General features: G+C 71.9%; 25 protein-coding genes. 13 read left to right on the top strand and 12 right to left on the bottom strand.

Annotation, left to right across the window (positions count from 1 at the left end):
• The 3 genes from G3I41_RS16165 to G3I41_RS16155 all read right to left on the bottom strand — a co-directional run.
• Positions 1-564, bottom strand: a 564-nt coding sequence (locus tag G3I41_RS16165; protein WP_164400917.1) for a PadR family transcriptional regulator, incomplete at its 3' end; no start/stop codon positions are given.
• Positions 565-637: 73 nt separating this feature from the next.
• On the bottom strand, positions 638-1,090 hold the full coding sequence (locus tag G3I41_RS36875; RefSeq protein ID WP_239081657.1) for a hypothetical protein: 453 nt from the start codon (positions 1,088-1,090) through the stop codon (positions 638-640).
• A 246-nt stretch (positions 1,091-1,336) separates the two neighbouring features.
• On the bottom strand, positions 1,337-2,977 hold the full coding sequence (locus G3I41_RS16155; protein WP_164400916.1) for a protein kinase: 1,641 nt from the start codon (positions 2,975-2,977) through the stop codon (positions 1,337-1,339).
• A 351-nt stretch (positions 2,978-3,328) separates the two neighbouring features.
• Between G3I41_RS16155 and G3I41_RS16150 the strand changes: the two genes are divergently transcribed.
• The gene (locus tag G3I41_RS16150; protein WP_164400915.1) at positions 3,329-5,026 is read left to right on the top strand and encodes a protein kinase; all 1,698 of its coding nucleotides are present in this window, start codon (positions 3,329-3,331) and stop codon (positions 5,024-5,026) included.
• A 7-nt stretch (positions 5,027-5,033) separates the two neighbouring features.
• Here the strand turns inward: G3I41_RS16150 and G3I41_RS16145 are convergent, their stop codons facing one another.
• The 3 genes from G3I41_RS16145 to G3I41_RS16135 form a co-directional block, all read right to left on the bottom strand.
• Positions 5,034-6,035 carry a phosphotransferase gene (locus tag G3I41_RS16145; protein WP_164400920.1) on the bottom strand — a complete coding sequence of 334 codons (1,002 nt, stop codon included), beginning with the start codon at positions 6,033-6,035 and terminating at the stop codon, positions 5,034-5,036.
• Positions 6,036-6,098: 63 nt separating this feature from the next.
• Positions 6,099-6,524 carry a pyridoxamine 5'-phosphate oxidase family protein gene (locus G3I41_RS16140; RefSeq protein ID WP_164400914.1) on the bottom strand — a complete coding sequence of 142 codons (426 nt, stop codon included), beginning with the start codon at positions 6,522-6,524 and terminating at the stop codon, positions 6,099-6,101.
• Between the two features lie 76 nt (positions 6,525-6,600).
• Positions 6,601-7,260 (bottom strand): response regulator transcription factor, encoded by a 660-nt coding sequence (locus G3I41_RS16135; protein ID WP_164400913.1) that lies wholly within the window; start codon positions 7,258-7,260, stop codon positions 6,601-6,603.
• 340 nt (positions 7,261-7,600) lie between these two features.
• Here G3I41_RS16135 and pdhA point away from each other — a divergent pair, with 340 nt between their 5' ends.
• From pdhA to G3I41_RS16115, 4 genes are all read left to right on the top strand, one after another.
• Entirely contained in the window at positions 7,601-8,764 is a 1,164-nt protein-coding gene (pdhA, locus tag G3I41_RS16130) for a pyruvate dehydrogenase (acetyl-transferring) E1 component subunit alpha (RefSeq protein ID WP_164400912.1), read from the top strand.
• A gap of 2 nt (positions 8,765-8,766) precedes the next feature.
• Positions 8,767-9,747 (top strand): alpha-ketoacid dehydrogenase subunit beta, encoded by a 981-nt coding sequence (locus G3I41_RS16125; protein ID WP_164400911.1) that lies wholly within the window; start codon positions 8,767-8,769, stop codon positions 9,745-9,747.
• A gap of 10 nt (positions 9,748-9,757) precedes the next feature.
• On the top strand, positions 9,758-11,161 hold the full coding sequence (locus G3I41_RS16120) for a dihydrolipoamide acetyltransferase family protein (protein ID WP_164400910.1): 1,404 nt from the start codon (positions 9,758-9,760) through the stop codon (positions 11,159-11,161).
• Positions 11,162-11,395: 234 nt separating this feature from the next.
• Positions 11,396-12,067: a DUF4232 domain-containing protein gene (locus tag G3I41_RS16115; protein ID WP_164400909.1), complete on the top strand. Its 672-nt coding sequence runs from the start codon at positions 11,396-11,398 to the stop codon at positions 12,065-12,067.
• A gap of 72 nt (positions 12,068-12,139) precedes the next feature.
• Here the strand turns inward: G3I41_RS16115 and G3I41_RS16110 are convergent, their stop codons facing one another.
• A complete protein-coding gene (locus tag G3I41_RS16110; RefSeq protein WP_164400908.1) occupies positions 12,140-12,715 on the bottom strand; it encodes a TetR/AcrR family transcriptional regulator in 576 nt (191 codons plus the stop codon).
• 70 nt (positions 12,716-12,785) lie between these two features.
• Here G3I41_RS16110 and G3I41_RS16105 point away from each other — a divergent pair, with 70 nt between their 5' ends.
• Complete coding sequence (locus tag G3I41_RS16105) at positions 12,786-13,691, top strand: NADP-dependent oxidoreductase (RefSeq protein WP_164400907.1); 906 nt, start codon at positions 12,786-12,788, stop codon at positions 13,689-13,691.
• On the opposite strand, the gene G3I41_RS16100 is transcribed toward G3I41_RS16105, so the two are convergent.
• Positions 13,646-14,170, bottom strand: coding sequence for an ATP-binding protein (locus G3I41_RS16100; protein ID WP_164400906.1), 525 nt, complete (start codon positions 14,168-14,170; stop codon positions 13,646-13,648). The genes G3I41_RS16105 and G3I41_RS16100 overlap by 46 nt on opposite strands.
• Before the next feature lie 218 nt (positions 14,171-14,388).
• Here G3I41_RS16100 and G3I41_RS16095 point away from each other — a divergent pair, with 218 nt between their 5' ends.
• From G3I41_RS16095 to G3I41_RS16080, 4 genes are all read left to right on the top strand, one after another.
• Positions 14,389-15,270: a helix-turn-helix transcriptional regulator gene (locus G3I41_RS16095; RefSeq protein WP_164400905.1), complete on the top strand. Its 882-nt coding sequence runs from the start codon at positions 14,389-14,391 to the stop codon at positions 15,268-15,270.
• Positions 15,271-15,275: 5 nt separating this feature from the next.
• Entirely contained in the window at positions 15,276-15,461 is a 186-nt protein-coding gene (locus G3I41_RS16090) for a DUF397 domain-containing protein (protein ID WP_164400904.1), read from the top strand.
• A 31-nt stretch (positions 15,462-15,492) separates the two neighbouring features.
• Positions 15,493-16,029: a hypothetical protein gene (locus G3I41_RS16085; RefSeq protein WP_164400903.1), complete on the top strand. Its 537-nt coding sequence runs from the start codon at positions 15,493-15,495 to the stop codon at positions 16,027-16,029.
• Positions 16,030-16,096: 67 nt separating this feature from the next.
• A complete protein-coding gene (locus tag G3I41_RS16080; protein WP_164400902.1) occupies positions 16,097-16,693 on the top strand; it encodes an SMI1/KNR4 family protein in 597 nt (198 codons plus the stop codon).
• Between the two features lie 28 nt (positions 16,694-16,721).
• On the opposite strand, the gene G3I41_RS16075 is transcribed toward G3I41_RS16080, so the two are convergent.
• From G3I41_RS16075 to G3I41_RS16065, 3 genes are all read right to left on the bottom strand, one after another.
• Entirely contained in the window at positions 16,722-18,437 is a 1,716-nt protein-coding gene (locus G3I41_RS16075) for a GAF domain-containing SpoIIE family protein phosphatase (RefSeq protein ID WP_164400901.1), read from the bottom strand.
• Between the two features lie 102 nt (positions 18,438-18,539).
• On the bottom strand, positions 18,540-19,304 hold the full coding sequence (locus tag G3I41_RS16070) for a DUF4097 family beta strand repeat-containing protein (RefSeq protein ID WP_164400900.1): 765 nt from the start codon (positions 19,302-19,304) through the stop codon (positions 18,540-18,542).
• Positions 19,305-19,581: 277 nt separating this feature from the next.
• Complete coding sequence (locus tag G3I41_RS16065) at positions 19,582-20,037, bottom strand: DUF2690 domain-containing protein (RefSeq protein ID WP_164400899.1); 456 nt, start codon at positions 20,035-20,037, stop codon at positions 19,582-19,584.
• 184 nt (positions 20,038-20,221) lie between these two features.
• On the opposite strand from G3I41_RS16065, the gene G3I41_RS16060 reads away from it, so the two are divergent.
• Both G3I41_RS16060 and G3I41_RS16055 read left to right on the top strand, forming a co-directional pair.
• Positions 20,222-20,401: a hypothetical protein gene (locus tag G3I41_RS16060; protein ID WP_164400897.1), complete on the top strand. Its 180-nt coding sequence runs from the start codon at positions 20,222-20,224 to the stop codon at positions 20,399-20,401.
• Between the two features lie 27 nt (positions 20,402-20,428).
• On the top strand, positions 20,429-20,881 hold the full coding sequence (locus G3I41_RS16055) for a DUF2690 domain-containing protein (protein ID WP_164400896.1): 453 nt from the start codon (positions 20,429-20,431) through the stop codon (positions 20,879-20,881).
• Between the two features lie 89 nt (positions 20,882-20,970).
• Here the strand turns inward: G3I41_RS16055 and eno are convergent, their stop codons facing one another.
• Positions 20,971-22,263 carry a phosphopyruvate hydratase gene (gene eno, locus G3I41_RS16050; protein ID WP_164400895.1) on the bottom strand — a complete coding sequence of 431 codons (1,293 nt, stop codon included), beginning with the start codon at positions 22,261-22,263 and terminating at the stop codon, positions 20,971-20,973.
• 168 nt (positions 22,264-22,431) lie between these two features.
• Between eno and G3I41_RS16045 the strand changes: the two genes are divergently transcribed.
• Positions 22,432-22,854 (top strand): MarR family transcriptional regulator, encoded by a 423-nt coding sequence (locus G3I41_RS16045; protein WP_164400894.1) that lies wholly within the window; start codon positions 22,432-22,434, stop codon positions 22,852-22,854.
• The last annotated feature ends 35 nt before the right edge of the window (positions 22,855-22,889 follow it).

The following is a 22,889-nucleotide window of genomic DNA, read 5'->3' as shown; positions in this document are numbered from 1 at the left end:
CGGCGGGCCCGCCGCCGGCTCCCTCGCGGCGGCCTCGGCGAGGCGGATCAGCCGGGCCTCGCAGTGGTCCAGCCAGCGCGCCTCGGCCTCGGCCTGAAAGATCAGCTGCTCCACGACGAGCAGCCACGCCACCTCGTCGCGGTTGGCGGGGGCCTGGGCGAGGGACCGCGCCTTGAGGCGGGTGTAGTCCTGCATGGCCTTCACGGTGTGGTGACGCTGGGCCTGGATGACGGCCTTGATGTCGACGCCGGGCGCCCCGACGGCCATGGCCAGCTTGATGGCCAGCTCGTCACGGGGCGGGTTGCTGCGGTCGACCGGCGTCTCGAACCAGGAGCGCAGTTCGGTGCGCCCCGCGTCGCTGATCGAGTAGAGGGCGTGGCCCTGGTCGTCCTCGCCGTCCTGGACGACCAGGCCGTCGCGCTCCAGCCTGCTCAGCGTCGTGTACACCTGCCCGACGTTGAGCGGCCAGGTGGAGCCGGTGCGCGACTCGAATTCGGTGCGGAGCTGGGAGCCGTAACGCGGCCCGCGCTCCAGGAGGGCGAGAAGCCCGTGACGGATCGACATACTGAGTATGTATACCGAGTATGTTGATCACCGCAAGTCTCCGCCGCGGTGGTGCGAAGGGAGGGCCGCACGGTCAGCGGGCCCGGCGCATCCGCAGCGCGAGGAAGCCGAGACCCAGCCCGACCAGGGCGATTCCCGCGCCGAGCGACAGCTGCTGGAAGCGCCGCACGGCCGCGCCGCTCAGGGCCTGCCGGCCCGCGGGAGGATCCCGGAAGTCGGCCGGGTCGGGGGTGAAGACCGGCACGGCGGCGGACTCGGACGGCGACGGCCGCGGCTCCCGGCCCTCCAGCGCGTCCTGACGCGCCACCTCGGCGGCCGACCGTCCGGGCCGCTCCCGCCCGGCCCCGGCGGGCCACCCGGCGAGCGGCGACTGCATCTCCCCGGCGCGCGGCGAACCGCTGGACGTAGGAGAGGGCGAGGCCGGCCCGGAGGTGCCCGGAGCGGCGGCACCCAGGGCCGCGGCCGCCGTCAGCACCAGACAGACCACGCCCCGGGAGCAGTGCGCGCGGAGCCGTCCCGAAGCCATGCGGTCACCGTCACACGCGACGGCACCACCGGCATCCCGGGTGAGGCGTACGGATGGCGGCGGCAGGCCCTAGGGCGTGTTTCGAAAGTCCCGCCTGTCCGGCGACGCCTGGCACGCACGCTCGCCGCGTTGTCGGGATCACCCCGATACAACCAGTATCGGGGCGACCCTCCGCCTTGCGATCGCACGCACCAGACGCCGCCGGACCCGCCCTGCGGGCGGACGGCGCTACTTTCGAAACACGCTCTAGGCGGGGTCGCCCGTCGCGATCTCCAGCTCGAAGTGCGCGCCGGTCTCCGAGACCGCGGCTCCGGACGAGGGGAACTGATTGACGACCTGGTCCTCCGCGTACGCGTTGCCCGGGACCTTCTTCACCTTGAGTGTCCAGCCCGCCGCGTCCGCGCAGGCGCGTACCGAGAGGATGTCCTTGTACATGAAGTTGGGGGCATCGACCTTGTTCGGGTCGTCGGTGTCCTCCGACGCGGCCGTGCACTTCTCGGCCTCGATCGTCCGGTTCCGCTCCGGATCGCGGTGCTCACCCGCCGGGGACTCGGTGGCCTTGGCGTCCGCGCCGCCCTTGTCGTCGCCGTTGAGCGCGATGACCGTGATCAGGCCGCCGATCGCGACCAGCGCGACGACGATCGAGCCGATGATCACCGGCATGTTCCGCTTGGAGCCGCCGCCCGAGGCAGGGGACGACGCCGTCTGCGGGGAGACCGTGTACGGCGAGGGCGCCTGGTGCTGCATCGGCGCCGGGCTCTGGTACGCCGGGGCGGCCGTCTGCGGGTAGCCGTACGACGGGTTCGTGGCGGGGGCCGGTGTCGCCGGGCCGTACGGGCCGGGCTGGGACTGGTACGGGCCCGGCTGGTACGGCGTCTGGACGCTGTGCGGGGCGGGCGCGGACTGGTCGACCGGCGGGAAGACCGCCGAGCCGACGCCGGAGCCGCTGTTGGCCGGGGCGCCGCCGTCACCGACGATCACCGGGGCGCCGGTGTGGCCGCTCGCGTTCAGCACGCGCGCGATCTCGTCCTGCATGGCCGCCGCGCTCGGGAAGCGCTCGTTCGGGTTCTTCTTGAGCGCGCGGGCGACGAGGGCGTCCATCGCCGGCGTCAGCGAGCGGTTGATCGTGGACGGGGCGACCGGCTCCTCCTGCACATGCGCGTACGCGATGGCGAGCGGGGAGTCCGCGTCGAAGGGGAGGCGCCCGGTCAGCAGCTGGAAGAGCATGATGCCGACCGAGTACAGGTCGGAGCGCGCGTCGACGCCGCGGCCGAGGGCCTGCTCGGGGGAGAGGTACTGCGGGGTGCCGACGACCATGCCGGTCTGCGTCATCGACGTGACACCCGACTGCATGGCGCGGGCGATGCCGAAGTCCATGACCTTCACGACACCGCGCTTGGTCACCATGACGTTGCCCGGCTTGATGTCGCGGTGCACCAGGCCCATCTCGTGGCTGGTGTCGAGCGCGGCCAGCACGTCCGAGGTCACCTTGAGCGCCTTGTCGGCCGGCATCGCGCCCTGGGCGCGGATGTCCGCCGCGAGCACGGAGCCGAGCGGCTGCCCCTCGACGTACTCCATGACGATGTACGGCATCAGCGCGCCGCCGAGCTCGTCCTCGCCCGTGTCGAACACCGAGACGATGTTGGTGTGCTGGAGCTTGGCCACGGCCTGGGCCTCGCGGCGGAAGCGCTCACGGAACGACTGCTCGCGGCCCAGCTCGGTGTGGAGCGTCTTGATCGCGACCTGCCGGTCGAGAGCGGAGTCGTACGCCAGGTATACGGACGCCATCCCGCCTTCGCCGAGCAGATCGCGCAGCTGGTAGCGGCCGCCGGCGACGGAACCGCCCGCGTACCGACCCTGCGAACCGTGTGCGCCGTCGTGGCTCATGACTTGCTTCCCCCTCGGCGCGCGACTCCCGGGAACTCGGCGCGCGACTCACGCGATGATCCGTAATTACCGGCCAAGTCTGCCGTAGGGGTACGACACGTCAAGCCGGGTGCCCGTTCCGTGACCGTACGCGCTGGAAGCGTCTCGGAAGCGTTACAGGACCAGCATGAAATTTGCGTCGGCGGCGCGCCAGCCGATTGGATGGCCGGTCCGGCGCCGAATCGGCCTGTCCCACCGAGGCTGTAGCGTGACGGGGCAATGCGGCCGGCAGCGCAGCCGGCGACGCAGCAAGACACCGTGAGACCCCGCGGACGCGCGGACGGACGCGGACAGATACGACGGCGAGGACTGATGGCACCCGAACCCGAAGCAAACGGCGGCGGAGTTCCGGATGGCACCGATTCCTGGGGCATCGGCGGAGTCGTCGGCGACGGACGGTACCGGCTGACCCACCGCCTCGGCCGGGGCGGCATGGCCGAGGTGTTCGCGGCGGAGGACGTCCGGCTCGGGCGCACCGTCGCGGTGAAGCTGCTGCGCTCCGACCTCGCCGAGGACCCGGTCTCCAAGGCACGCTTCACGCGCGAGGCGCAGTCGGTCGCCGGGCTCAACCACCACGCGGTCGTCGCGGTGTACGACTCCGGCGAGGACACCGTCGCCGGCCAGACCGTCCCGTACATCGTGATGGAGCTGGTCGAGGGGCGGACCATCCGCGACCTGCTGATCAACGCCGAGGCCCCGCCGCCGGAGCAGGCGCTGATCATCGTCTCCGGGGTCCTGGAGGCGCTGGCCTACTCGCACCAGCACGGCATCGTGCACCGCGACATCAAGCCCGCCAACGTGATCATCACCAACTCCGGCGCGGTCAAGGTGATGGACTTCGGCATCGCCCGCGCGCTGCACGGCGCGCAGTCCACGATGACGCAGACCGGCATGGTCATGGGCACGCCGCAGTACCTCTCCCCCGAGCAGGCGCTCGGCAAGGCCGTCGACCACCGCTCCGACCTGTACGCCACCGGCTGCCTGCTGTACGAACTGCTGGCGCTGCGCCCCCCGTTCACGGGTGAGACGCCGCTGTCCGTGGTGTACCAGCACGTGCAGGACACCCCGGTCCCGCCGTCGCAGATCCTGGACTCGGTGCCGCCGGAGCTGGACGGGCTCGTCATGCGCTCGCTGGCGAAGGACCCGGACGACCGCTTCCAGAGCGCCGAGGAGATGCGCGGCCTGGTCCAGTACGGCCTGCAGATGCTCCAGGTGCAGGGCGGCCACACCGGTACGTGGAACACCGGCCCGGTCGTCCTGCACGAGGGCGCGGGCACCCCGCCCGGCGGCATGACCGGCGCCACCCGCGCCATGGGCGGCTACCCGCAGCACGGCGACACCTCGCAGGCACCGATCCTCCCGCCGGTGAACCCGGACGACGGGGGTTACACCGGCAGCACCCGGCAGGGCGGCGGCGGGCGCGGCAAGCTGTGGCTGTTCGTCGTGCTGGCCCTGATCGCGATCGGCGCGGGCGTGGCCATCGCGCTCAACGCGGCGAACGGGGGCGGCCAGAAGCACGAGAAGCAGCCCACGGAGACCTCCACCTCGCCGACGCCGACGAAGGACTCGCCCACCCCGACCCCCGACGAGACCCAGGACGACACCCAGCAGCCGGGTGGCGGCACCGGCGGGGACTGGGGCGACAACACCTGGTCGCCGTCGCCCAAGCCGAGCGAGACCGCCGAGTCCCCGACCGCCTCCTCGCCCCAGCCGGGCACGGGCGGCTCGGACAACGGCGGCGCGGACGGTGGTGACAGCAAGGGCAACGGCTCCGGCGGGAACGGCAGCGGCTCCAACAACGGCGGGTCGGGGGACACCGGCGACACCGGAACCAGCGACGGCACCAGCACCGGCACCAGCGACGGCACCAGCACCGGCACCAGTGAGGGCACCGACGCCGGCACCAGCGAGGGCGCGGCCGAGGGTTCGGAGGGCGCCCCGGGCGGCGCCGCCCAAGGCGCGTCCGCCGGAACGACGACGGGAGCGGCGGGCTCGGCCACGGGCAACTGAGCCCCGCTCACCCCGTGAAGGCCGCGCGCACCGCCTCGTACTCACGGGTCCACCAGACCGCCAGGGCCGACACCGCGGGGAACTGCGGGTCGGCCCTCCGGTCGTCCAGGCAGTAGCGCCAGCGCAGTATCCAGAAGTCGTTGAGCCGCTCCCACCAGACCCGGTGCACGGCCGCCGCCAGTTCGGCGGCGTCCGCCCCGGCCTCCCGCCGGTAGGCCCGGGCGTAGGCGCGCACCTTCGCCAGATCCAGGGCGCCGGCCGGCTGGACGAAGAAGATCGCCGCCGCCCGGACCGCCTCCTCCGCCCGGGGCTGGACGGCCAGCCGGTCCCAGTCCAGGATCGCGACCGGGTCGGCGCCCCGGTAGAGCACGTTCAGCGGGTGGAAGTCGCCGTGCACCCAGCCGGTCGCGGGCGCCCCCGGGTCGGGCGGCCGGCGGTCGGCGTACCGTTCCAGCAGCACGCGCCGCTCGCGCAGCCGGTGCTCGGCGAGCTCGTCGAAGGCGTCCCGGCCGGCGCGTCCGCGCGCGGCGGCGAGCAGGTCGCCGATCAGCGCGTAGGTGTCGGCCGCCTCCGGGCTCGCGTAACCGGGCGGATGCCCGCCGCCCGTCCCCGTGTCGCGCTCGGACGCCATGACCTGCTCAAGACCCGTGTGTACGGCTCCGAGGAGCGTCCCGAGACGCGTGGACTGGGCGAGGGTGAGCTGGGCGCCGCCCCGGTGCAGGCCGTCGATCCAGGGGTGGAGGGCGTAGCAGCGGCCGGCGATCTCGGTGACCGTCTCGCCGTCGCGGGCCCGTACGGGCGGGGCGACGGGCACTCCGAGTGACTGGAGGCGCCGGGTCGCACGGTGCTGGCGGACGATGGTGGCGCGGTCGCGGGTGGTGTCGTCCGAGTGGTGCTTGAGGAAGTACGAGCCCCGCGTGGTGGACACCCGGTAACCGTGGTTGAGCAGGCCCTGGGAGAGCGGGGCGCAGGTGAGGGGCTCACCGGCGCCCGGGTAACGGCGAAGCACCTCGCCGACCGGCGGAACCGGCGGGGAGGCGACAGATGAGCGCGACACCCGTCAGATGTTAGATCACGCTGCGTTGCGGATCTGCCGGCTTGCGTGGAAGTCCAGAGTGTGCACCGTGACGAAGTGAGGTTCGAGCCAGAGGTACGAGGGGGCGAACGGCTCGCCGTTGACCTCGACGGGCGGCGGCCCGAAGCGCTCGCACTGGGCGGGGGTCGGCTCCACGACCCGAGCGGGCCCGGTGAACTGCACGGACCACAGGTCCTCGGTGCCGACGGGGGCGGTGTTGAAGTTGTCCGCGCCGTAGGCCACGACCGCGCCGTCGCAGGCGCCGTGGTGGCCGAGCCCGCTGTGCATGCGCAGCACGACGCGCCCGTCGATGACGATGTGCCGGGCCACCGTCAGCATGGGGAGGGCCCGCATGCTGGTCGCCAGCCGGCCGTAGGGGACCCGGCCGAGCAGGTCGATCGCGTGGAGTTCCTCGGTGGACATGCCTTCCACTGTCGGCCAGTCCGTGTGGGCCGGATAAGAGGCCGGGGCCCCCGTTTCACCGGGACCAAAGTCCCTCTCAGCGCCTCTCCGCCTGGAGCCGTGCCACATAGGCCGCGGCCTGCGAGCGGCGCTCCATGCCCAGCTTGGACAGCAGGCTGGACACGTAGTTCTTGATCGTCTTCTCGGCGAGGTGGAGCCGCTCGCCGATCACGCGGTTGGTCAGCCCCTCGCCGATCAGGTCCAGGATCTTGCGCTCCTGGTCCGTGAGGTTCGCCAGCTTCTCGTCGTCCCGCCCGCGCTTCCCGTCGCGCAGCCGTTCCAGCACGCGCGCGGTCGCGACCGGGTCCAGCAGCGACTTTCCCTCCGCCACGTCGCGTACCGCCGCCAGCAGCTCGTTGCCGCGGATCGCCTTGAGGACGTAGCCGGAGGCGCCCGCCATGATCGCGTCGAACAACGCCTCGTCGTCGGCGTACGAGGTCAGCATCAGGCAGTGGATGGAATCGTCCTGCGAGCGGATCTCGCGGCAGACCTCGACGCCGCTGCCGTCCGGCAGCCGTACGTCGAGCACGGCCACGTCGGGGCGGACCGCCGGAATCCGCACCATTGCGTCGGCCGCCGTGCCCGCCTCGCCGACCACCTCGATGTCGTCCTCCATCGAGAGCAGCTCATGGACCCCGCGCCGGACCACTTCGTGATCGTCGAGTAGGAATACAGTGATTTTTCCTTTTTCGCGCACAATCGCAGTCTCACACACTCGCCCCTTCCCTGCCGCTGCCGGGCGGGATAACGTGCCGTTGTTCCGGCGGCCTGCGAGGCTGTGATCAGTGCTGTGACCAGCGGGACTTCCCGAATTCCTCGATTTACTTGGATATCCAAGCAAAATCGCAGGTCAGGGAGGGTTTCGCAGATACGGGAACCACTGGGTAACGTGCCTTGGACAGGGCGCTCGCCGGGGCACCTGTCACGCCTGTTTTCCGGACCGAGCGGCACCCACCCCGTGCACGGGTACGGACACAGGCGAGCCGCACTGGTCTCCCGGCAGACCCCGGGGGCCGGACCGACGGAGGAGCACGCACGTGACCGTGGAGAGCACTGCTGCCGCGCGCAAACCGCGACGCAGCAGCAAGCGGACCAGCGCCGCGAAAACGCCCGCGAAGACGCCGGAGGGTTCGACGCCCGAGCTCGTACAGCTGCTGACGCCCGAGGGCGAGCGCGTCGAGCACCCGGACTACTCGATCGACCTGAGCGCGGAGGAGCTGCGCGGCCTGTACCGGGACATGGTCCTCACCCGCCGCTTCGACGCCGAGGCCACCGCCCTCCAGCGCCAGGGCGAGCTGGGCCTGTGGGCGTCCCTGCTGGGCCAGGAGGCCGCCCAGATCGGCTCCGGCCGGGCCCTGCGCGACGACGACTACGTCTTCCCGACCTACCGTGAGCACGGTGTGGCCTGGTGCCGGGGCGTCGACCCGACCAACCTGCTCGGGATGTTCCGCGGTGTGAACCACGGCGGCTGGGACCCGAACAGCAACAACTTCCACCTGTACACGATCGTCATCGGCTCGCAGACCCTGCACGCCACGGGTTACGCCATGGGCGTGGCCAAGGACGGCGCGGACTCGGCCGTGGTCGCGTACTTCGGCGACGGCGCCTCCAGCCAGGGCGACGTCGCGGAGGCGTTCACCTTCTCCGCCGTCTACAACGCCCCGGTCGTCTTCTTCTGCCAGAACAACCAGTGGGCGATCTCCGAGCCCACCGAGAAGCAGATGCGGGTGCCGCTCTACCAGCGTGCCCAGGGCTTCGGCTTCCCCGGTGTCCGGGTCGACGGCAACGACGTCCTGGCCTGCCTGGCCGTCACCAGGTCCGCCCTGGAGCGGGCCCGGCGCGGCGAGGGCCCGACCCTGGTCGAGGCGTTCACGTACCGCATGGGCGCGCACACCACCTCGGACGACCCGACGAAGTACCGGGCCGACGAGGAGCGCGCCGCCTGGGAGGCGAAGGACCCGATCCTGCGCCTGCGCGCGTACCTGGAGAAGGAGGGCGCGGCCGACGAGGCGTTCTTCACCGCCCTGGACGAGGAGAGCGAGGCCCTCGGCAAGCGCGTCCGCGAGGCCGTACGGGCGATGCCCGACCCGGACCGGATGGCGATGTTCGACCACGTCTACGCCGACGGGAACCCGCTCGTCGACGAGGAGCGCGCCGAGTTCGCCGCCTACCAGGCTTCGTTCGCCGAGGAGGGCAAGTAACCATGGCCGTGGAAAAGATGTCCCTCGCGAAGGCGCTCAACGAGTCGCTGCGCAAGGCGCTCGACACCGACCCGAAGGTCCTCATCATGGGTGAGGACGTCGGCAAGCTCGGCGGCGTCTTCCGGATCACCGACGGCCTCCAGAAGGACTTCGGCGAGGACCGTGTCATCGACACCCCGCTCGCCGAGTCCGGCATCGTCGGCACGGCGATCGGCCTCGCCCTGCGCGGCTACCGGCCCGTGGTCGAGATCCAGTTCGACGGCTTCGTCTTCCCCGCGTACGACCAGATCGTCACGCAGCTCGCGAAGATGCACGCCCGCGCGCTGGGCAAGGTCAAGATGCCCGTCGTCGTGCGCATCCCGTACGGCGGCGGCATCGGCGCCGTCGAGCACCACAGCGAGTCGCCCGAGGCGCTGTTCGCGCACGTCGCGGGGTTGAAGGTGGTCTCCCCGTCCAACGCGTCGGACGCGTACTGGATGATGCAGCAGGCCGTCCAGAGCGACGACCCGGTCATCTTCTTCGAGCCGAAGCGGCGTTACTGGGACAAGGGCGAGGTCGACACCGAGTCCATCCCGGGCGCGCTGCACGCGGCCGCCGTCGCCCGTACCGGCACGGACCTCACGCTCGCCGCGTACGGCCCGATGGTGAAGGTCTGCCTGGAGGCCGCCGCGGCCGCCCAGGAGGAGGGCAAGTCGGTGGAGGTCGTGGACCTGCGCTCGATGTCCCCGATCGACTTCGACACCATCCAGGCGTCCGTCGAGAAGACCCGCCGCCTGGTCGTCGTCCACGAGGCACCCGTCTTCTACGGCTCCGGGGCCGAGATCGCCGCTCGCATCACGGAGCGGTGCTTCTACCACCTGGAGGCGCCCGTGCTGCGGGTCGGCGGCTACCACGCCCCGTACCCGCCGGCGCGCCTGGAGGAGGAGTACCTGCCGGGCCTGGACCGGGTGCTCGACGCCGTCGACCGCTCGCTGGCGTACTGAGGAGAGGAGCGTGACCGCGATGACCGACACTTCCAACGCTGCTCGCTTCCGTGAGTTCAAGATGCCCGACGTGGGCGAGGGACTGACCGAGGCCGAGATCCTCAAGTGGTACGTCCAGCCCGGCGACACAGTCACCGACGGCCAGGTCGTCTGCGAGGTCGAGACCGCGAAGGCCGCCGTCGAGCTGCCGATCCCGTTCGACGGCGTCGTCCACGAACTGCGCTTCCCCGAGGGCACCACGGTCGACGTGGGCCAGGTGATCATCGCGGTGGACGTGGCGCCCGGGTCGGACCCCGGTGCCGCTTCCGCGCCCTCGGAGCCCGAGGCCGCCGCCCCGGCCCCCGAGGCCGAGGCGCCCAAGGGCCGCCAGCCCGTCCTGGTGGGCTACGGCGTGGCCGAGTCCTCCACGAAGCGCCGGGCCCGCAAGGGCGCCGAGACCGCGCCCCCGGCCGCCGCACCCGCCGCGGTGCAGGCCGAGCTGAACGGCCAGGGCACGGCGGCGGTTCCGGAGGCCCGTCCGCTGGCCAAGCCGCCGGTCCGCAAGCTCGCGAAGGACCTGGGCATCGACCTGGCGACGGTCACCCCGACCGGCGTCGGCGGTGTCATCACGCGCGAGGACGTGCACGCGGCGGCGACGCCCGCGGAGCCGGTGGCTCCTTCGGCGCCGTCGGTGGAGCCCGCGGTTCCGGCTGCAGAGCCCGTCCCGGCCGGCGCCCGCGAGACGCGTATCCCGGTCAAGGGCGTGCGCAAGGCGATCGCGCAGGCGATGGTCGGCAGCGCGTTCACCGCTCCGCACGTCACCGAGTTCGTGACCGTCGACGTCACGCGCACGATGAAGCTCGTGGCGGAGCTGAAGGAGGACAAGGACATGGCGGGGGTGCGGGTCAACCCGCTCCTCGTCATCGCCAAGGCCCTCCTGGTCGCGATCAAGCGGAATCCCGGGGTCAACGCGGTCTGGGACGAGGCGAACCAGGAGATCGTCCAGAAGCACTACGTCAACCTGGGCATCGCCGCCGCCACCCCGCGCGGCCTGATCGTCCCGAACATCAAGGACGCCCACGACCAGACGCTGCCGCAGCTGGCCGCGTCCCTGGGCGAGCTGGTCGCCACGGCCCGGGACGGCAAGACGTCCCCGGCCGCGATGGCGGGCGGCACGGTGACCATCACCAACGTGGGCGTCTTCGGCGTCGACACCGGTACGCCGATCATCAACCCGGGCGAGTCCGCGATCCTCGCGGTCGGCGCGATCAAGCTCCAGCCCTGGGTCCACAAGGGCAAGGTGAAGCCCCGTCAGGTGACCACGCTGGCCCTGTCGTTCGACCATCGCCTGATCGACGGCGAGCTGGGCTCCAAGTTCCTGGCGGACATCGCCGCGATCCTGGAGCAGCCGAAGCGGCTGATCACCTGGGCGTAATCGTGCGTTGACGAGGGGCCCGCGCGGATGTCCGCGCGGGCCCCTCGCCATGTCCGCCGCAGCCCACGCCGGACGGGATGCCACGGTCTTCCTGCGGGTGTGTAACAGGGGCGTATGAGCCGCCTCTCGGGCGCAACGTATCCCCGCCCCGCACCGTTCTTGCTGATCAGAAGCGTTCGCTCGGGCGACCCCGGCCGAGCGGCCGGACTGTCAACGGATACCGAGGACGAAATGATGCGCGCTCGCAAGACCACCCTCGCCGCCCTGGCCGTCGTCGCGGGCCTCACGCTCACGGCCTGCCAGAACGACGGCGACGACGCGGCGCAGACCGACCCGTCGTCGGCCGCGTCCGCGTCCGCCTCCGGCGGCGGTTCGGGCTCAAGCGGTCCGGGCTCAAGCGGTCCGGCTTCGGGCGGCTCGGACAAGGGCGGTTCGGACAGCGGGAAGGACACCGCCGCCGGGGCCGGTGCCGACCAGTCCGGCAAGACCGCCAATTGCCGTACCAGCGGGCTGAAGATCACGGCGATCGACAACTTCATCGACGGCGACCCGCAAGGGACCGTCGCGGTGGAGATGAAGAACACCAGCGGCCAGGACTGCGTGGTCGCCGGGTTCGCGGGCGTCGATCTCAAGACCGACGCCGGCACGATCTCCGCCGAGCGCAAGGGTGCGCCCGCAGACCCGTACGTCCTCAAGAACGGCAAGACGATCGCCTTCGGCATCAACTACCCGCTCAACGAGACGGGGGGCTCCGGCGTCCGCGTCACCGGGCTGGTGGTGACCCCGCCGAACGAGACGAAGCCGGTCATCCTGGCCTGGCCGGGCAAGCCCTCGCTGCCCGTCACGGACGGCTCCGGCTCCCCGGTGACGGTCGGCCCGATCGGCAGCGCGGGGCAGGGCGGCTGAGCCGTTCGCTTCGCGCCCCGGGGGGTCCCGCTTGATGCGGGGCCCCTCGTTCGTGTGTGCCGGCCGGGGCCTTCAGGGGCCCGTGGACTCCCAGGCCGCCTCGATCATCCCGAAGATCTCGTCCACCGCGGCCTCCGGATCGGCCGCCTCGCGGGCCAGCGCGTGCGCGTCGACCACGAACCTGGCGATCGTCCGGCAGGCCGTCGGGGTCCGGGGCAGCCGGGGGTCGGCGGCGATGGCCGCCGCCAGTGACTCCGTGTGCCGCAGCTTCATCGACTCCTCGTACTCCCGCAGCGAGGGCGACCCGTCGATCATCCGCCAGACGGGGGCGGCACCCTCCGCCGTGCAGTGCCGCACCATGGCGTGCATCTCGCGGCGCAGCGCGGGCATGAGCGGTTCGCCCGGTGCGCGGCCGGTGACCGCCTGCGCGAGCCGGTGCTCGAAGTCGGCGTCCTGTTCGAAGACCAGGGCCTCTTTCGAGGCGAAGTGGGAGAACAGCGTGGTGACGGCCACGTCCGCCTCGGCGGCGATGTCCCGGATGCCCACCGCCTCGTATCCGCGTTCCAGGAAGAGCCGCAGGGCGGTGTCGGCGATCTTCTGGCGGGTCGCGGCCTTCTTGCGCTCGCGGCGCCCGGACTGCACGGTCATGCGCTCACGCTAGCAGGTACGTATCCATAACCGTTTCAAAACACTAACCGTTAGTGCTAATGTCCCCGCCATGAAGAAAGTGAGCTTCGCCGAGTTCGGCGGCCCTGATGTCCTGCGACTCATCGATGCCGAGGAGCCCCACGCGGGCCCCGGCCGGATACGTATCGCCGTACGGGCGGCGGGGGTGAACCCCGTGGACTGGAGGATCCGTGAGGGCCAGGTCCTGGGTGCCCATCCGACCGTGCTTCCCTCCGGCGTCGGGCTGGACGCCGCCGGGATCGTGGACGAGGTCGGTGAGGGCGTCGAGGGCGTGGCGATCGGCGACCGCGTGTTCGGCGAAGGGGCCGACACCTACGCCGAGTTCGCCGTGCTGTCGGCCTGGGCCCGGATGCCGGAGGGGCTGTCGTTCGAGGAGGCGGCCGGGTACCCGTCCGTGGTGGAGACCGCTCTGCGCGTCATCGGCCAGGTCGGCGTGCGCCCGGGAGAAACGCTGCTGGTGAGCGGGGCCTCCGGGGGAGTCGGGTCGGCGGTGCTCCAGATCGCCCGCGACCGGGGCATCACGGTGATCGGCACGGGTGGCGCCGCGAACCAGGACTACCTGCGCGGCCTGGGTGCGCTCGCCACGACGTACGGGGAGGGCTGGGTGGAACGGGTGCGTGGGCTCGGCCGGGTCGACGCGGCCCTCGACCTGGCCGGCGCGGGCGTGATCCCCGAGCTCGTCGAGCTGACGGGGGACCCGGGCAAGGTGATCACCATCGCCGATCTCGGTGCGGCGGAGTTCGGCGTCCGCTTCTCCGGCGTGGCCGGGAGCGTCCCGGACGCGCTCGCGGAGGCGGTGGACCTGATCGCGCGCGGGAGGCTCCACATCCCCGTCGAGAAGTCGTACGCCCTCGCGGAGGCGGCGCAGGCGCACGCGGACAGCCAGGCCGGTCACACACGTGGGCGGCGGGTCATCGTCGTCCGGCCCGCCGCCTGACCGGGGCCCTCCCCGGCTTCCGGGCCGAGCCGATGCGGGCCCCTCGGCGCCTCCGCCGTCCGTAGCGCGAGTTCGGCGAACACGGTCTTCCCGACGGTGCGCGGCTCGACGCCCCACCGGTCGGCGACGGCGTCCACGATGACGAGCCCGCGCCCGTAGCACTCGTCGCGCTCGGCCGCGCGAATCCCGGGCAGCCGTTCCCCTCGCGGGTCGCTGACCTCGATACGGAGGGCGGTGCCGGTGACGGTGAGGTGGACCTGGAAGAGGCGTCCGCGCAGGCTGCCGTGGACGAGGGCGTTGGTCGCCAACTCGGCTACCAGCAGGGCTGCTTCGTCGGCGCGGTGAGGGTACCCCCAGGCGGTGACGAGCCGCGCGGCGCGGCGGCGGGCGAGGGTGACGCTGGGGGCGGTGGGGGTGTAGTCGAGTCGGTCCTCGTGGAGCGGGGGGTTGTCCTCGGGGAGCGCACGGGTTGCGGTCACGGTGGGCCTCTCTGGGGTGGGGCGGTGGCATTGCCGCGCCTGCACGCGGGCAGGTGGGTGCGCTTCCGCCACGTATCACTGTGTGATCTGCGTGCAACCGAAAGTAGTGGAGCTCTCGCACGGGCAGCAAGTCATTCGCGCATAGAATTTTCTGCCCTAATTGGTGTTCGAGGCGCAGGAGCTTCAGACTGAGCGGACCGCGTGGGAGGGAGTGGGCTGTGGCGGGTAGCAACCCGGATCGGGGCCGTACGGTCTCAACCGTGCTCGGCCGTCGTCTGGGTGGCGAGCTGCTGCGTATGCGGGAGGCGCGCTCGCTGCGACAGTCGCACGCGGCGGAGGCGCTGACCGCGTCGGTCGCCAAGGTCGCGAAGATCGAGCGCGGGCTTGTTCCCATGAGGGATCCGGATGTCAGGGCTCTTTGTCACCTCTACGGAGAGACCGACGAAGCCACGGTCGGCAGGCTCTTGGCGCTCGCCAAGACCGACCGCGAACGCCGCAAAGCCAGCGGCTGGTGGAACCAGTACCCGGGGCTTGAGGCCATGGTCGAGTACGTGGCGCTGGAGGACATCGCCACGGGCCTGCGGACCTGGCAACTGGCTGTTGTGCCGGGCCTCCTGCAAACCGCCGATTACGCTCGTGCCCTGGCTGTGGGCAACGGCTCGTGGGACGACCCGGACGAGATCGAACCCTTCGTCGAGGCGCGCATGGCCCGGCAGGCCCGCCTGACCGGCGACCGCCCGCTGGAGCTGTGGGCGCTCGTACAGGAGAGTGCGTTGCGCCAACTCGTCGGCGGGCGAAAGGTGATGAGGGAGCAGCTCGGCCACCTGCTGGACATGGCCCGCCGCCCGAACGTGAGACTTCAGGTCATGCCGTACCTCGCGGGCGCGCACCCGGGCATGACGAGCGCGTTCACCATCGTGTCCTTCGCCGAACCCGGAGCGCTCGACGTGGTCCACATGGATACCACCTCGACCACTCTGTGGCTGGAGAGCGATACTGATGCCGAGCGCCACGACCGGCTCTTCGATCGCATGACGCGAGTCGCGCTCGCGCAGCGCAACTCGCTCGTGCTCATCGACGGAATCCTCAAGGAGCTGTAGACCGCGTGCCCGCGTACGAGTTCGTCAAGTCCAGCTACAGCGGCGGGAACAACGGTCAGGAGTGCGTCGAAGTGGCGCGGAACGTGCCGGGCACCGTCGCCGTCCGCGACTCCAAGCGGACCGCCGGGCCCGTCCTCGTACTCAAGCCCGCCGCGTGGGACGCCTTTCAGGCCGGGTTGCGGCGGCCCTAGCGGTTCATCGAACGCATGCTTCAATGGCCGCATGGTGGAGGATCGCGCATCCCTGGGACCACTGGAACTGGCCGACGGGCGCTGGGGGATCGGGGATTCCGCCAGGCCCGGCACCCATTGGCTGGAGCTGTGTCCTGACGGGTTCCACCAGCACGCGCCGGACGCCGAGAGGCAGTTGGTGCCCTGGGCCAGGGTCATGACCGGGATCAGGCTCACCTGGGGCAAGCACGCCCGGAACACGGCCGGTAGGGGCAAGTACACGCTCAAGGGCATGGTCGCCGACCGCGACGGGGGGTGGCTCCACATGCCCCTGCGCGATCCGTACGAGGACCAGCACCTGGGCTTCGACCAGCACACGCGTCCCTATCGGGCGGTGGACGTTCTCCGGCTGGAGGCCCTGTTGCGGCGGCTCACCGACGAGGGGAGGCCGCATCTCCTCGGCGACCCGGAATGGCTCGGGCGGGCCGTCGCGGCCCTGGCCGGCGGGAAGAACCGCTGGGTCACCGACGGGTCACTGGAGCAGGCGGTGACGGAGGCCCTGGAGGCGGCCGGCGGAGGCCGGCTCTGACGGCCTCACTCGGCACCGGCGCCGTGAGCGGAACCCTGGTGCGGGGCAGGATGAGATGGTGGCCCCCATGTTGTCTGACAGCTGGTCGAGAGTGCGCCGTGTGCTGCGGGACCGGGCGCCGGCCTCGGCTCGATGTCTTCGGCCGCCGGCGACGCAGGCGCGGGTCGACGCCGCTCAGGCGGAACTCGGTCTGGTGTTCCCCAGGGCTTTCGTGGATGCCGCGCTGCTCGTCGACGGGGCGGAACCCGATCCACGCGCAGGAATGTTGTTGCCACCCTTGTACATACCGGTCTCCCTTGAGCGCATGACCCATCTGTGGCGGGTGAAGGTCGCCTCGGCGGCAGACGTGGACGGGGAGGCCGGGTCGGCGATTCAGGGGTTCAGCAGGTACTTCGTACCTGTGGGCGACGACACCACGGGGGACTTGCTTGTTCTCGATCTGCGTCCGGGACGGATGCGGGGGTGCGTTCTGGAGTGGGGGAAAGTGGACGGTCATGTCGGTGCTCCGGCCTGGGGCGGCCTGGCCGAGATGTGGTCCGACATTGCCCAGGCACTGGAGGCAGGGCTTCAGGAAGGTGGGCGGGACGGGGCGGACCCGCATCTGACGGAGAACGGATGCACCGCCGCGTTCACCTCGTCCGGCACGGTGCGCTGGGAGTTCTGACCGGTACCCACATGCGCTTCGTCGCCCGTCACCCACCGGGCCCGGTGACCCGCACCACCAGTACCGCCACGTCGTCCCTGTGCGGGATCTCCGCGAGGCCGGCGGAGAGGGCCTGGAGGAGGAGGGGCAAGGGCTTGTCGGCGTGGCGGGCGAGGGTGGCCGCCGTGTGCGCGGTGCACGCGTCGATGTCCTCGTCGCGGCGTTCGACCAGGCCGTCCGTGTAGAGCAGGAGCACGCTGCCCGGGGGCAGGTCGTGGGTGTGGTCCTCGCGGGCCGGGGCGTCCGGCAGGCCGAGCAGGAGGAGGTCGTGGCCGGGCAGGGGCGCGACGCCCGAGCCCGGGGTGTACAGGAGCGGCGGGGGGTGCCCGGCGTTGGACCAGGTCAGGCGCCAGCGGTCGGCGTCGCGGTCGAGGCGGGCGTGGACCGCCGTGGCGCCCACGCCCAGGGGCAGGACGTCGATGGCCTGGTCGATGGCGTGCAGGGCGGCGGCGGGTGAGTGGGCCGGATCGTCCAGACTGGCCTGGCGGAGCATGCTGCGGATCTGGCCCATCACGGCGGCGGCCCGGACGTCATGGCCGATCACGTCGCCGATCGAGATCATGAGGGATGTGGGCAGCGGATAGGCGTCGTACCAGTCCCCGCCCACCATGTCCTGGTCGGCGGCGGGCAGGTACAGGGCGGCCATGTCCAGACCGGGCACCTCCGGCAGCTCGGTCAGCATCGCGGCCTGGAGCTGCTCGGCCGTGCTCAGCCGGTTGGCGACGAAGCGGGTGCGCTCCACCGCCTGGCTCACGTACCCCGCCACCGTGGTGAGGACCGCCTCCTCGGTCGGCGCCAGGACGTGGGGGCGGGACCAGCACCAGGTCAGGACGCCGTGCCCGTTCGGCAGCGGGACGCAGAGGACGGATTCGAGGCCCAGCGAGTCGTAGCCGGCGACGGCCTCGGGCCCGTAGCCGCGCAGGAGACCCGTGCGGTCCGGTACGAAGACCGTGCGCTGTTCGCGCATGGCCAGGGCGCTCGGGAAGGCCGCGTCCCGCTCCAGCCGGTCGATCGCGTTCTCCACCGGCCGTGCGTCGTCCGGGTCGATGACCCGCCACAGCCCCGGGCCGTCGGCCAGCAGCAGCCCCACGAACGCGGGCTCGGCGGGCCCCTGGAACAGGTGGCGCAGGCGGCGGGTCAGGTCCGTGAGATCGCGGGCGTGGGCGAGCTCGATCGAGGCGCGCAGCAGCAGACCGGCGTGGTCGCGGTCCCGCTGGATCAGCTCCGACGCGATCCTCAGCCGCAGCTCCATCGAGCAGGCGGCGGTGAGGTCTTCGAGGTCACGCAGTTCGTCGGCCGTCCACTCCCGGGGGTGGTGGTCGATGGCGCAGAGCGAGCCGAGGACGTGTCCGTCGGCGTCGGTGAGCGGCATTCCGGCGTACGCGACCACCTGGAGATCGGGGATGGCGAGGCTGGCGCAGGTGCGGGGGTGCGCCCGGGTGTCGCTGAGGACGAGCGGGCCGCCGTCCGCGACGACGTGCTGGCAGAAGGAGTGGCTGAGGGGGGTTTCGCGCCGGGCCGCCCAGTGGCCGGACATCCCGACCATGCCGGGGAACACCTGCCGGTCCGGCTCCAGCAGCGAGACCAGGGACACCGGGACGTGCAGCAGGCGGGACACCAGCCGCGCGAACCGGTCCATGCCGGGATCGGCCGCCGCGGTCAGCCCCGCCAGCCGCAGCGCCTCAAGCCTTCCGGGGTCCCTCACCCCGGGGCCTCCGTCCGGACGGGGAGGAAAGGCGTGATGCCCATAAACCGCATTTCACGAATATACGAGCGAAAGGCTGCGTTGTCCTGGCCTGCGGCGCCCCTACCCCCGCCGGGCCTCCGTGTCGCCGTTGACGGTGCGGAGAGTGAGGCGGCGCGTGTGGTCCGTGGCCTCGGCCGCCGGGATGTCCGTGGTCGAGCGGCCATTGACGGTGTGCGCGTCGGTCGCGTACGCGGGGGCGTCGGCCGGGAGGGTGACACGCGCGGAGCCGTTGCGGGTGATGCCGCTGAGCGTGTCCGGGGCGGTGGCGCAGCGTACGTCGACGTCGCCGTTGACCGTTTCGGCGTCGATGCCGGTGCCCCGGAGGCCGGTCGCGCGGACGGATCCGTTCCGGGTCACCAGGTGCTGGCGGGCGTCCTTCGTGCCCGCGTCCTGCACGGTGACGTCACCGTTGACGGTGCTGAGGTTCAGCCCGCCCCGTACGTTGCTGACGTCGATCCCGGCGTTGCGCGCCCGCACGGTGAGTGTGACGCCGGCGGGTACGCGGACGAGCGGCATGCCGCCGCAGTTGTCCCGGGCCCGGTCGTCGCGCTCGTCGCACGGCAGGTCCAGGGTGTACACGTCCCCGTCCCCGTCGTCCCCGTGCGCGAGGACCGAGTCGTCCACCGTGACGTGGTCCCCGTCCGTCCCGACGACCCGTACGCCGCCCTGAGTGGTGATGACGAGCCGGGTGTCCTGGGCGAGGGCGGCCGTCCGGAATTCCGCTCCCCGCGCGTCCGGGCCGTCGTGGCCGCAGGCGGACAGCACCAGCAGCGCGCACCCGGCCAGGACCGCCCGGCCCTTCGCTTCGCTCCGCGATGAGGTCATGGGAGGCGTGTGCCCCGGAAGCGGAGGCCTACGGCTCAACGGCCCCCGCGCCCGCCGGTGAACGCCGAGATGATCCAGATCACCAGCAGGACGAGAAAGACGACGACGATGATCGTGGGAAGCGCTGACACCCTGGTCCCCCTTGGGGTCGTGTGACCGTTCCTGCCGTGGCCCCTGAGGCTCACGAGGCTCAAGGGGCCCGGACCGACCGGATGTTACGCACCTGCGGCCGGGGTCGCCAGGGTGCCGACCCGCCTCGGAGCGTGCGGCGGCCGGCTCAGAAGCTGCTGGTGTACCCGAGCGCGCTGCCGATGCGTCCGGAGCTCTCGGAGGCGCCGCCCACCGCGTACGAGGTGTAGTCGGCGTCGTTGAGCATCGGGGTGTAGCAGGAGTACTGGCCGGACGCGCTGTCGTAGCGCGGGGTGCCGCAGTACTCCCCGGCGTTGTCCTGGTCGCGGACCACTCTGGCGTAGAGGCTGCTGCCGTCGGACCAGACCCGCGCCCAGACCGTCCGGCACGACGGGCTGTAGCGCAGTTCCACGGTGCCGACCCGGGCGCCGTTGACGTACAGGGCCTGCGAGCGGGCGGTGTACGCCCCCGAGGCGCAGCCGGACGACATGGGGTCGGCGCCGTCCTGCGCCGCCGCGTGGGCGGAGCCGGTCAGGGCGAGGGTGAGTCCGGTGACGGCCGCCGCCACGGCGGTCGCGTGCTTGAGGGTGCGGGCGAGCTGCATGGAGGGTCCTCCGGGAACGGGGTGGATGTGGGGGCACCGTGGCACGGCCGGCGGCGGCCGATCCACCGCTTCCCGTCCCGTCCCGCGGCGGGCCCGACGGGACGGCGTCCCTGGGACACCGGCCCGCGTCCCAGGGACGTGAGCCGCTGGAACGGGCCCGCTGCGGCGTGCCAGCGTCGTCGTCGTGAGCGGCCGTCGGCTGCTCGGGCGGACGCCGGCCGAGGGCCGTTCCCTCGGCGCCCCGATGCGCCGGTCCCGTAGCCGCCCCATGCTCAACGACGCCGGATACCTCTCCTGCGCCGAGGGGTACGCCACCGCGCGCGGCCGCTACGGCTGGGACCAGACCATCACCGGCTCCTACTGATCCACCGCACTCATCCAGGGAGTATCCATGCGCACCCAGACGCTCTTCGGGCGGACGGCCGTGATCGCCGTCGCGTCCGCCGCCCTCGCCACCGGCTTCACCGGCTCGGCCTCCGCCGCGAGTTACGACGGCCAGGACCCGATCTCCTCCGGCTGCTCGGCGAGCGCCATCACCGCCGCCTCCAGGGCGCTGTACGCGAAGGGTGCCCAGGTCGGCACCGTCGAGCTGCGCTACAGCACCGCCTGCCGCACCACCTGGGTCCGGGTCTTCTCGGACGGCCCGAACTTCGGCGGTTACGTCAACCGCGTCCAGGACGGCACCACCCAGTGGTGCGGCGGCCCGAGCATCGCCGCCAACGGCCAGGAGTACTGCTTCAGCGCGATGCTGAACGACGCGGGCTACACCTCCTGGGCCGCCGGTTACGCCTCCGACGTCATCGGCTACGACGAGTCGGGTACGCACACGACCTCGGCGTACTGATCGGCCTAGGGCGTGTTTCGAAAGTAGCGCCGTCCGCCCGTACGCCGGACCCGCCCTACGGGCGGACGGCGCTACTTTCGAAACACGCCCTAGTGGCCTGTCCGGCGGCGGCCCAGCGCCTCGGTGCCCGCGTACCGGGCGCTCGCGCCCAGCTCCTCCTCGATGCGGATCAGCTGGTTGTACTTCGCGGTGCGGTCGGACCGGGACAGGGAGCCCGTCTTGATCTGGCCGCAGCCCGTGGCGACCGCCAGGTCCGCGATCGTGGTGTCCTCCGTCTCGCCCGAGCGGTGCGACATGACGACCGTGTAGCCGGCGCGGTGCGCGGTGGACACCGTGGTCATCGCCTCCGTCAGGGTGCCGATCTGGTTGACCTTCACCAGGATCGAGTTGGCGACCCCGGAGGCGATGCCCTCGCGGAGCAGCGCGTCGTTCGTGCAGAACACGTCGTCGCCCGTCAGCTGGCAGCGGTCACCCACGCGGGCGGTCAGCTCGCGCCAGCCGTCCAGGTCGTCCTCGGCCATCGCGTCCTCGACCGACACGACGGGGTAGGCGTCGATCAGCTTCACCAGGTGGTCCGCGTGCTCCGAGGGGGTGCGGCGTACGCCTTCGCCCGCGTAGTCGTACACCCCGTCGCGGAAGAACTCCGACGTCGCCGGGTCCATGACCAGCCCGATGTCCGTGCCGGGCCGGTACCCCGTGCGCTCGACGGCCGCCACGACGAAGTCCAGCGCCTCCTCCGCCGTACGGAGGGCGGGCGCGAAGCCGCCCTCGTCGCCGACGCCCGTGGAGTGGCCGGCGGCGAGCAGGTCGCGGCGCAGGGTGTGGAAGATTTCCGAGCCCATGCGGACCGCCTCGGCGAAGGTCTCCGCGCCGATCGGGGCGATCATGAACTCCTGGAAGTCCAGCGGGTTGTCGGCGTGGGCGCCCCCGTTGACGATGTTCATCATCGGTACGGGCAGCAGCCGGGCGTCCGGCCCGCCCAGGTAGCGGTAGAGCGGCAGGCGGTGCGCCGCCGCCGCGGCCTTGGCGGCGGCCAGCGAGACGCCCAGGATCGCGTTGGCGCCGAGCCGGGACTTCGTGGCGGTGCCGTCCGCCGCGACGAGCGCGGCGTCCAGCCCCGCCTGGTCCTCCGCGTCCCGGCCGATGACGGCCTCGGTGAGCTCCGTGTTGACGTGGTGCACGGCCCGGTCCACGCCCTTGCCGTGCCAGCGGGCCGGGTCGCCGTCGCGCAGTTCGACGGCCTCGCGGGCGCCGGTCGACGCCCCGGAGGGGACCGCGGCCCGGCCGAGCGAGCCGTCCGACAGCTCCACGTCCACCTCGACGGTGGGGTTGCCCCGGCTGTCCAGGACGCGGCGGCCGGTGACGGAGGTGATGGCGGTCATGGGAGTCCTTCCCTTGTCGCGTGCCGCGGTCCGGCTGCGACGACGGTGGCGCGGGACCCGGCGGCAGTAACTCTACAGCAATGCTGTTCAGTAAAGCTGTGTAGTTACGCTGAACAGTTCTGCTGTGCAGTCACCGGTCCTGCTACCGCCCCCGCGCTAAAGTGCGGTATGCCCCTCCCGGAATCCGCCTCCATCGCCGCCGAGCTGCGCACAGCGATGGGCAAGCTCACCCGCCGCGTGAAGCTTGAGGACCAGATGCCGCTCGGCCAGGTGGCCGTGCTCGGCGAGCTGGACCGTAACGGCGCCCTGACCACCAGCGAGCTCGCCGCCAACCAGCGGGTGCGGCCGCAGTCCATGGCGCGCGCGGTCGGACTGCTGATGGACCAGGGGCTGATCACCCGCCGTGCGCATCCCACCGACGGCCGCAAGAGCCTGGTCGAGCTGTCGGAGGCCGGGCGCGCCCTCTTGGAGGAGGAGCGGGACCGCCGGGCCGACTGGCTGGCCCGCGCGATCGACGCGGAACTGAGCGATAAGGAGCGCGAGTTGCTGGCCCGCGCGATCGGGCTCGTCGGGCGGCTGGCGGCGCACTGAGGGCGGGGGCCGGCGCCCTCGCGGAAACCGGCCCC

The organism is Streptomyces sp. SID9727 (genome assembly GCF_010550605.1).
GTDB lineage: Bacteria > Actinomycetota > Actinomycetes > Streptomycetales > Streptomycetaceae > Streptomyces.
This window is presented reverse-complemented; position numbering and strand designations above follow the sequence as displayed.

What these genes read in the sequence shown, in the direction of transcription:
- G3I41_RS36875 (WP_239081657.1), bottom strand. Translation starts at nt 1,090, where the DNA reads ATGGCTTCGGGACGGCTCCGCGCGCACTGCTCCCGGGGCGTGGTCTGT.
- G3I41_RS16155 (WP_164400916.1), bottom strand. Translation starts at nt 2,977, where the DNA reads ATGAGCCACGACGGCGCACACGGTTCGCAGGGTCGGTACGCGGGCGGT.
- G3I41_RS16150 (WP_164400915.1), top strand. Translation starts at nt 3,329, where the DNA reads ATGGCACCCGAACCCGAAGCAAACGGCGGCGGAGTTCCGGATGGCACC.
- G3I41_RS16140 (WP_164400914.1), bottom strand. Translation starts at nt 6,524, where the DNA reads ATGTCCACCGAGGAACTCCACGCGATCGACCTGCTCGGCCGGGTCCCC.
- G3I41_RS16125 (WP_164400911.1), top strand. Translation starts at nt 8,767, where the DNA reads ATGGCCGTGGAAAAGATGTCCCTCGCGAAGGCGCTCAACGAGTCGCTG.
- G3I41_RS16115 (WP_164400909.1), top strand. Translation starts at nt 11,396, where the DNA reads ATGCGCGCTCGCAAGACCACCCTCGCCGCCCTGGCCGTCGTCGCGGGC.
- G3I41_RS16110 (WP_164400908.1), bottom strand. Translation starts at nt 12,715, where the DNA reads ATGACCGTGCAGTCCGGGCGCCGCGAGCGCAAGAAGGCCGCGACCCGC.
- G3I41_RS16105 (WP_164400907.1), top strand. Translation starts at nt 12,786, where the DNA reads ATGAAGAAAGTGAGCTTCGCCGAGTTCGGCGGCCCTGATGTCCTGCGA.
- G3I41_RS16085 (WP_164400903.1), top strand. Translation starts at nt 15,493, where the DNA reads ATGGTGGAGGATCGCGCATCCCTGGGACCACTGGAACTGGCCGACGGG.
- G3I41_RS16080 (WP_164400902.1), top strand. Translation starts at nt 16,097, where the DNA reads ATGTTGTCTGACAGCTGGTCGAGAGTGCGCCGTGTGCTGCGGGACCGG.
- G3I41_RS16070 (WP_164400900.1), bottom strand. Translation starts at nt 19,304, where the DNA reads ATGACCTCATCGCGGAGCGAAGCGAAGGGCCGGGCGGTCCTGGCCGGG.
- G3I41_RS16065 (WP_164400899.1), bottom strand. Translation starts at nt 20,037, where the DNA reads ATGCAGCTCGCCCGCACCCTCAAGCACGCGACCGCCGTGGCGGCGGCC.
- G3I41_RS16055 (WP_164400896.1), top strand. Translation starts at nt 20,429, where the DNA reads ATGCGCACCCAGACGCTCTTCGGGCGGACGGCCGTGATCGCCGTCGCG.
- eno (WP_164400895.1), bottom strand. Translation starts at nt 22,263, where the DNA reads ATGACCGCCATCACCTCCGTCACCGGCCGCCGCGTCCTGGACAGCCGG.
- G3I41_RS16045 (WP_164400894.1), top strand. Translation starts at nt 22,432, where the DNA reads ATGCCCCTCCCGGAATCCGCCTCCATCGCCGCCGAGCTGCGCACAGCG.